The organism is Halochromatium sp., from assembly GCF_046541315.1.
GTDB lineage: Bacteria > Pseudomonadota > Gammaproteobacteria > Chromatiales > Chromatiaceae > Lamprobacter.
Genome location: NZ_JBKHDN010000127.1, coordinates 1 through 8039, shown reverse-complemented (window position 1 = coordinate 8039; position 8039 = coordinate 1). Strand labels below are relative to the sequence as shown.

Here is an 8039-nt window from a genome sequence, read left to right as displayed (position 1 = left end):
GATCAGGTCGGTATCGGCGAGCCGCAGCTTGTCGCCGGTGGTGGGACCGTACATCGATGCATAGGCCTGCCGGCTGATCTTGCTCATGCCTTGGTCTCCTGGTCGACGCTGGTATCGGCAGCCTCGTCGTCAGAATCGAGGGCGGGCTCCGGTTCCGGCTCAGGATCAAGCGGGCCCATCACCTCACCACGGAACCCGTAGACGATCCGATCCCCGGCGTAGGGCACCAGGTCGACGGTACGCGACTGTCCAGGCTCGAAGCGCACCGCGGTGCCGGCCGGGATATCCAGCCGATGCCCGCGCGTGGGGTCGCGCTCGAAGCGCAGCGCGGGATTGGTCTCGAAGAAATGATAATGGGAGCCGACCTGGATCGGTCGATCGCCGCTGTTCGCGACCTCGACCGTCAACACCGGCCGGCCGATATTGAGTTCGATCTCGCCAGCGACCGTGAAGAGTTCGCCTGGAATCATGCTGCGATCCTCGATGTGGGTGACCGGGCTAGACGATGGGGTCGTGGACGGTGACCAGCTTGGTCCCGTCCGGGAAGGTGGCCTCCACCTGCACGTCCGGGATCATCTCCGCGACCCCGTCCATCACATCGTCGCGACTCAGCAGCGTGCGGCCATAGTCCATCAGCTCGGCGACCGTGCGGCCATCGCGCGCGCCTTCCAGAATGGCGCAGCTGATGAAGGCGACCGCCTCCGGATAGTTGAGCTTCAGCCCTCTCGCCTTGCGCCTTTCGGCGAGCAGACCGGCCGTGAACAGCAACAGCTTATCTTTTTCGCGGGGGTTCAGCTCCATGGTCGACGCCTCGTCGAATCGGGGGTTGAGAGGGAACAGTGTATACGCCAGCGGGGCGCACTGAATAGCGCTATAAGCAATGGGGACAGACTCCCTGGATGAGGCCGGTCGAGTCAGTCTGCCCGGTTCGATCGGGGTTCTCGATCGGGCCGCGCGATCGGATTGGCGCTCAGGTGGCCCAGATCCGGGGCGCGGATGCCCGCAGACCGAGCAGGCGCGGCCGCGATCGAAGCGCTCGCCGATCGCCGGGCGCTGTCAGCAGCGCATGCGCCCGGTGGCGGTCGCAGCCCCGGCGAGCGGCATCAGACCGCCAGATACTTGCGCACGAGATCATCGTCGAGGTCGCTCATCGCGCCCTCGGCCTTGAGCCGACCGCGCTCGAGGATCGCGAAACGGTCGCCGACGCGACGCGCGAACGGCAGTTTCTGTTCGACGAGGACCACCGTCAGCCCGAGCTGATCCATCAAGCGCCGGATGATGTCGCCGATCTCGTGCACGATGTTCGGCTGAATGCCCTCGGTCGGCTCGTCCAGGATCAGCAAGGTCGGGTCGATGACCAGGGCGCGTCCGATCGCGAGCTGCTGCTGCTGACCGCCGGAGAGATCACCGCCGCGACGCGCGCGCATCTGATCGAGCACCGGAAACAGCTCGAAGACGCGTTCCGGGATCTGGCGGCTGCGATCGGCGCGTGCCGGCAGCCCGATGCGCAGGTTCTCCTCCACCGTCAGCAGCGGGAAGATCTGGCGTCCCTGCGGCACATAGCCGATGCCGAGTCCGGCGCGGCGCTCGGCCGGCAGGCGCGCGAGGTCATGGCCCTTGAACCGCATCGCGCCGGTGCGCAGCGGTAACAGCCCCATGATGCACTCCATCAGCGTGGTCTTGCCGACGCCGTTGCGGCCCATCACGCAGGTGCATTCGCCCGCCGGGATGGTCATCGACAGATCCCAGAGGGTATGACTCTCGCCGTAGAATTGATTGAGCGATTCGAGCTGTAACATCGGATGGACTCGGTGGAACGGTGATCGCGAGGTGGGGCTGCATGGCCGCCGCAGTCGAGAAAGCAAGCGATGCGCCAAGCGTCATTGCAGTGCCTGTTGCGCCGCTTCGAGGGCTTCCCAGCGTTCGTAACAGTCCGCCAGCTCCGTCTCGACCTCGGCCAGTCGGGCCTGGGTCTCGGCGACTTGTTCCGCCGCTCCCTGATAGAGCGCGGGATCGCCGAGCCGGGCATGCAGTTGCTCGACCTCGGTCTCGAGCGCCTCGATCTGCCGGGGCAGCTGTTCGAGCGCGCGCTGATCCTTGTAGCTGAGCTTGCCCGGCGACCTGCCACGACGAGTAGACGCCCGGCCGGCGGACTCCCGCGCTGCCGAGTCTCGCCCGGCCGCGTCTCGTCCCGCCGGTGTCCGCGTGGCGTCCTCACCGTCGCGGCCCTTGCGCCCGGGCTCTGCGCTGCGCCGCGACTGAGTCGAGGGCGCCCGCGCCCCGGATGCCGACGACGCCCGTCCCTTGGCGTCTCGCTGGCGCTGCCAATCGGAATAGCCGCCGACGTATTCCTGGACCCCACCGTCGCCCGCGAGCACCAGACTGGAGGTGACCACGTTGTCGAGCAGATCGCGGTCGTGGCTCACCAGCAGCAAGGTGCCGTCGAAGGTGTTCAGCAGTTCCTCGAGCAGATCCAGGGTCTCGGCGTCGAGATCGTTGGTCGGCTCGTCGAGCACCAAGAGATTGGCCGGCTGGGTGAACAGCTTGGCCAGCAGCAGCCGGTTGCGCTCGCCCCCGGAAAGCGCCGAGACCGGTTGCTGGGCGCGCTCCGGGACGAACAGGAAATCCTTGAGATAGGAGAGCACATGCTGGCTGCGACCGCCCACTTCGACCTGATCGCTGCCGCCGGCGACGTTATCGCGCACACTGCGGAGGGGATCGAGCTGGGCGCGGAGCTGATCGAAATAGGCCACCTTGAGATTGGTGCCGAGCCGGATCTGACCCGCGTCCGGCTGCAGCTGGCCCAGCAGCAGCTTGAGCAGCGTCGATTTGCCGGCACCATTGGGGCCGATGATCCCGACCCGGTCGCCGCGCAGGATCAGGGTGTTGAGATCCTGGATGATCGGTGTCGCGTCGGCGTTCGCATGCGCCCCCGCGCTCGCGCTCTCGCCCGCGCCTGCCCCTGTTGGATAAGAGAAGGTCACGTGCTGGGCCTCGACCACCAGCTTGCCGCTGCGCTCGCCGCTATCGACGCTCAGGCGCGCTTGCCCAAGTCCCTCGCGCCGCGCGCGGCGCTCCTCGCGCAGCGCCTGCAAGGCCCGCACCCGTCCCTCGTTGCGCGTGCGCCGGGCCTTGATGCCCTGGCGAATCCAGACCTCTTCCTCGGCCAGGCGTTTGTCGAAGCGCTCGCGCTCCTTGGCCTCGGCATGCAGGCGCTCCTCGCGCCGGCGCAGATAGTTGTCGTAATCGCCCGGCCAATCGGTGAGCTGGCCGCGATCGAGTTCGAGGATGCGGGTGGCCAGATTGCGCAGGAAGCGCCGATCATGGGTGATGAACAGCAGCGAGCCTTGGAAACCGAGCATCAGCTCTTCGAGCCATTCGATGGTCTCGATGTCGAGATGGTTGGTCGGCTCGTCGAGCAGCAGCAGATCCGGCTCGCTGATCAGCGCGCGCGCCAGCATCACGCGCCGGCGCAGCCCGCCGGAGAGGGTCGCGTAGACCGCCTCGCCGTCCAGCCCGAGGCGCGAGACCACCCGCTCGGCGCGTTGCTCGATCTCCCAGCCGTTGTCGGCCTCGAGGCGCTGCTGCACGGTCGCCAGCCGCGCCAGATCGCGCTCCGAGGCCGCGCCGCCATCGGCGGCCAGACGCTGGCTGAGATGGTGATACTCGGCCACCCACTCGCCCAGCGCGCCGAGACCGCCGGCGACCACCTCCAGGACCCGATGCGCGTCGCCGAGCGGCGCCTCCTGCGCCAGCCGCGCCACGCGCAGCCCGTCGGCACGCCAGAGCGTGCCGGCATCGGGCTGGATCTCGCCATCGATGAGCTTGAGCAAGGTGCTCTTGCCGGTGCCGTTGCGACCGATGAGGCAGACGCGCTCGGCCGGACCGATCTCGAGATCGATCCCATCGAGCAGCGGCGGATGGCCATAGGAGAGCGAGACGGCGCGCAGCGAGAGCAGTGACATGGGGCGGGTTCGCGAGGGTTTGGTCTGTCGTCAAGACGGATGCAGCGCGCATCATACTGCGAGTTCTACCTGACGGCATGCCTGGCGCTGGTTCTCGCGTGGCCCGAACCACGCCAGTCCGTGGGCTCGCGGATCCACCGCTGGAGACGACCTCATCCGGCGACGCCCGCCAGTGCCGGCCCCAGATCGCAAGTGGCGGCTTGACTCAGGTCAAGGCCACCAGGGCACGCCCACCCGCAGTCTGCTCCTGTGTTCGCGGCGCGTCGGCCACAGACCTGGCCGACGCGCCCAACCGATCGGATGGGATTGCCTTGATCCCCTCTCATTCCACCACCCCAGGACTCCAGGAGTGCCTTGTATGTTCTGCAACCAATGCGAACAAACCTTTCGTAACAGCGCCTGCGTCAACAGCCCCGGCGTCTGCGGCAAGAGCGAGGATGTCCAGTCCTTGCAGGAGCTGCTGATCTTCGGCCTCAAGGGCATGGCCGCCTATGCCCACCATGCCCGGCGGCTCGGCCAGTCGGACGAGGCGGTGTCGGCCTTCATCGAGGAGGCGCTGTTCGCCACCATGACCAATGTCAACTTCGACGAGGACACCCTGCTCCAGTATTGCCTGGAATGCGGCGAGAAGAATCTGCGCGTGATGCAGATGCTCGACGAGGGACATATCGCCACCTTCGGCGCGCCACGCCCCACGCCACTGCGCGAAGGCACTCAGGCCGGCCCCGGCATTCTGGTCACCGGCCATGATCTGCTCGATCTCTGGCACTTGCTCGAACAGGTCAAGGGCACCGACATCCGGGTCTACACCCATGGCGAGATGATGCCAGCGCACATGTACAGCAAGTTCCAGGAACATCCCAATCTCGCCGGCCACTATGGCGGCGCCTGGCAGGATCAGAAAAGGGAATTCGCCGCCTTTCCCGGCCCCATCGTTGGCACCACCAACTGCGTGCTGATTCCGCCCGCGAGCTATCGCGACCGCCTGTTCACCACCAATGCCGTCGCGGTGCCCGCCGGGCAGCACATCAAAGACGGCGATTTCAGCAAGGTCATCGAGGCCGCGCGCGCCTGTCCGCCCTGCGCGGAACGCCTGGGCGACGAGCAGTCCGTCGGCTTCCATCGCCAGGTCATGCTCGACCAGGCCGGTGCCATCCTGGACGCGATCAAGGCCGGCAAGATCAGCCATTTCTTTGTGATCGGCGGCTGCGATGGCGCCGAGAAGGGACGCAATTATTTCACCGACTATGCCGCCGCCACGCCGGACGATTCCTTCATCCTGACGCTCGGCTGCGGCAAATACCGCATTCGCGATCATGTCTATGGCGAGCATCTCGGCCTGCCGCGCCTGCTCGACATGGGCCAGTGCAACGATGCCTATGGCGCCATCATGGTCGCGGTGGCGCTGGCCGAGGCGCTGGAGTGCACGGTCAACGATCTGCCGCTGACCCTGGTCATCAGTTGGTTCGAGCAGAAGGCGGTGGCGGTGCTGCTGACGCTGCTGCATCTGGGGGTCAAGGGCATCAACCTGGGCCCGCAGCCGCCGGCTTTCATCACGCCGAAGGTCTTCGCGCGGCTGCAAGCGGCCTATGATCTGCGCCTGACCAATGGCGATCCGCTGGAGGATCTGAAGCGCGCGCTGGCGGCCTGAGCGCTAGGGACGCATCGCAGCCTGGGCCATCGTCGGCAAAGGCTTGCGGCTCATACGATCACGTCGGACTTGGTATCGATCAAGAACAGCGTGATCGACGGCCACGATGAACCGTTCGACAATATTGCGCGTCGTCGGAGGATGCGTCGGTACGACTAGCTCGACAGCTCGACCTTGTCGTAGACCTCAGCCAGCGATAGCTCGACCTCGAGCATGGGCAGCCGAATGGATGCTGAGGGCTCCTGATAGCTGCTCAGCATCCAAGTGCCGTCCGCCTGGCCGATGAACAGCTCGGCTTGCATCCGCGACTGCGACAGCAGCAGGTAGGCCTGCAGACTGTCGAGGCTTCGATAATGACGAAACTTGTCGCCGCGGTCATAGGCCTCGGTCGAATCCGACAAGACCTCAACGATCAGGGTCGGATTGGTCACCACATCACGCCGACCGTCATGGAACTGGCGCTCACCGCAGATCACCATCACGTCTGGGTAGGTGCCGACGTCAGCCTCGGCGATATGGACCTTCATGTCGCTTGCGTACACGCGGCAGGGTTTGCCTTTGAACTGGTTGCCGAACTCGCGCACCAGATTGGCGACGATCAGATTGTGCTCCTCGCTGCCGCCGGCCATCGCAAAGACCTCACCGGCCACGTACTCACTGCGCTGGTCGGTCGCGGTCCGCTCAATGGCGAGCCAGTCGTCGAACGAAAGATGCGGTTGTGGTGCGGCGGACATCATGGCCTCCGGTGGGTTGTTGCAGCAGATGGCGCTAAGCCGAGTATAGCGGCGGTAGCACGACATGGGCCCTGGGCCGACACGGTCACGTCAGCTCGAGACTTCAGGTGCTCCTGAAACGCCAGATTGATCAAATAACTTTTGGTGATCCCAAAAATGGGTGGCCCTCCTCCGGTTTGGTCGCTGGTGGTGGACCATTACACCCCATGCATGCTCATTTTTCCAGTAGAATCGCGCCGTAAGATACTGTAAAATATGATTTTTATGTGGGGATACCTCAGGGTCAGGCCATCTTGATCCTGATGCCTTAATGTCGTTGATGTCAGCAACGCCCGCACCAGTTCCCCGGTGCCCTGGCGGGCCTGGGGGTGCGGAAAAAAGACAATCACCGCCAGATCCGAAAACTCGAATAGAAATGGCGCATTGAGCGCGTTGAATCCGGTGCGGGCATCAAAGAGGATCAGGTCCGGTTGGAAACTCAGCTGACGCAACTGCGCGACCATCTTCCGCAGCGGATTCGCTTCCTCGCGGTACCAGGACAGTGGATCAGTGAAGCGAAGCAGGCGGGCATAGTCCGCATTGGTCACGCCGGCGGGAAGGAGATAGAGATCCAGCGACGCATCGGGTCGAATCAGGTGATCACGCAGATCGACCTCCTCCGCTAACTGCGGCCATGTGGCGCGAATATTCCAGAAGTCCGTTGTATTCACCAGGTGCTTGACTGCGCGTTCGGGGTCGGCATCGTCGTTAAGCAGTTTGAGGGCGTGGTAGAGATGGCGGGTCGGCGAGTAGCGCCAAAGCCCACGGTCTGCTGTGGGTACCTCGTCGAAGCGAAGGCTATCAGGTCGCGGCAGTTGGTGAGAACTGACGCCAGAACGGATCTGGGCTTCTGGGTCAGTGTTGTCCGGCAGTCAGGTCGAGCGGCCATACCCGATGCGCCGGTCGGATGCCGTTCGCGAACGCAGCAACGCTTGCCGCAATTCGGTACGAGCTTTTCCGTCAATCGCCCGAGCTTGGCTGCGATATTGCTTGCCAGTTGACCCGATCCAAGATCCCTTGCGAACAGACGGAGGTCGATCAAGTGAGCAGCGAGCGTCAGCCACTGAGCGAGATCCGAGTCCTCGATGAATTGATCGCGCTGCTGCGTGATCGTGGCGATGCGATCGCGCTCATCGAGTTCGAGCGCGGGCAGCGTCGCGACTGGAGTGCCGCGTCACTGGCCGAGCAGGCGCTGCGCCTGGCCGCCGGGCTGCGCTCTGAAGGGCTCGAGCCCAGTACCCGCGTCCTGCTCTATGCGCCGAACTCGCCACAGTGGATCATCGCCTGCCTGGCCATCATCCGCGCCAATGCCATCCCGGTGCCGGTCGATAGCCAGCTCGGCGAGCGCGACCTGGCTCATATCGCCGCCAACAGCGGCGCACGCTGGGCCTTCACCACCGAGCGGCTGGCGAGCAAACTGCAACGGGTCGCCGAGACGCGGCCAACGCTGGTCTTGCTTGATCGCGATAAAGGTAATGATAACGAGGGTAATGAGACTGACGGCACCGATCGCGCTGATGAGCGCAATCGGGGCGCGGATGCCAACGGCGACGGCGACGCCCAGACCGCCGACGCCCAGACCGCCGACGCCCAGCTCGCCGGCGTCGATTCAATGACCAGATTGCTGCAGGCGACGCCTGATGGGACGCC

8 protein-coding genes and 1 pseudogene are annotated in these 8039 nt (G+C 65.0%); 2 read left to right on the top strand and 7 right to left on the bottom strand.

Annotation, left to right across the window (positions count from 1 at the left end; all coding sequences use genetic code 11):
• The 5 genes and pseudogenes from ACLFQI_RS09390 to abc-f all read right to left on the bottom strand — a co-directional run.
• Window positions 1-87, bottom strand: an 87-nt coding sequence (locus tag ACLFQI_RS09390; RefSeq protein WP_410758769.1) for a hypothetical protein, incomplete at its 3' end; no start/stop codon positions are given.
• A gap of 80 nt (window positions 88-167) precedes the next feature.
• Window positions 168-470 (bottom strand): annotated as a pseudogene (locus tag ACLFQI_RS09385) (urease subunit beta); the annotation flags it as partial.
• A 28-nt stretch (window positions 471-498) separates the two neighbouring features.
• Complete coding sequence (gene ureA / locus ACLFQI_RS09380; protein ID WP_410758767.1) at window positions 499-801, bottom strand: urease subunit gamma; 303 nt, start codon at window positions 799-801, stop codon at window positions 499-501.
• Window positions 802-1103: 302 nt separating this feature from the next.
• On the bottom strand, window positions 1104-1799 hold the full coding sequence (gene urtE, locus ACLFQI_RS09375; protein ID WP_410758766.1) for an urea ABC transporter ATP-binding subunit UrtE: 696 nt from the start codon (window positions 1797-1799) through the stop codon (window positions 1104-1106).
• Window positions 1800-1880: 81 nt separating this feature from the next.
• Complete coding sequence (abc-f, locus tag ACLFQI_RS09370) at window positions 1881-3965, bottom strand: ribosomal protection-like ABC-F family protein (RefSeq protein WP_410758764.1); 2085 nt, start codon at window positions 3963-3965, stop codon at window positions 1881-1883.
• Window positions 3966-4323: 358 nt separating this feature from the next.
• Here abc-f and hcp point away from each other — a divergent pair, with 358 nt between their 5' ends.
• Window positions 4324-5616 (top strand): hydroxylamine reductase, encoded by a 1293-nt coding sequence (gene hcp, locus ACLFQI_RS09365; RefSeq protein WP_410758763.1) that lies wholly within the window; start codon window positions 4324-4326, stop codon window positions 5614-5616.
• Window positions 5617-5771: 155 nt separating this feature from the next.
• On the opposite strand, the gene ACLFQI_RS09360 is transcribed toward hcp, so the two are convergent.
• Together ACLFQI_RS09360 and ACLFQI_RS09355 are read right to left on the bottom strand one after the other, a co-directional pair.
• Window positions 5772-6350: a Uma2 family endonuclease gene (locus tag ACLFQI_RS09360; RefSeq protein WP_410758762.1), complete on the bottom strand. Its 579-nt coding sequence runs from the start codon at window positions 6348-6350 to the stop codon at window positions 5772-5774.
• Window positions 6351-6547: 197 nt separating this feature from the next.
• A complete protein-coding gene (locus ACLFQI_RS09355) occupies window positions 6548-7060 on the bottom strand; it encodes a hypothetical protein (protein WP_410758760.1) in 513 nt (170 codons plus the stop codon).
• Window positions 7061-7431: 371 nt separating this feature from the next.
• On the opposite strand from ACLFQI_RS09355, the gene ACLFQI_RS09350 reads away from it, so the two are divergent.
• On the top strand, window positions 7432-8039 hold a 608-nt coding region (locus tag ACLFQI_RS09350; RefSeq protein WP_410758758.1), incomplete at its 3' end, for an AMP-binding protein.

Bases quoted from the DNA above. Each gene is read 5' to 3' on its own strand.
- ACLFQI_RS09360 (WP_410758762.1), bottom strand. From the start codon at position 6,350: ATGTCCGCCGCACCACAACCGCATCTTTCGTTCGACGACTGGCTCGCC.
- ureA (WP_410758767.1), bottom strand. From the start codon at position 801: ATGGAGCTGAACCCCCGCGAAAAAGATAAGCTGTTGCTGTTCACGGCC.
- abc-f (WP_410758764.1), bottom strand. From the start codon at position 3,965: ATGTCACTGCTCTCGCTGCGCGCCGTCTCGCTCTCCTATGGCCATCCG.
- hcp (WP_410758763.1), top strand. From the start codon at position 4,324: ATGTTCTGCAACCAATGCGAACAAACCTTTCGTAACAGCGCCTGCGTC.
- urtE (WP_410758766.1), bottom strand. From the start codon at position 1,799: ATGTTACAGCTCGAATCGCTCAATCAATTCTACGGCGAGAGTCATACC.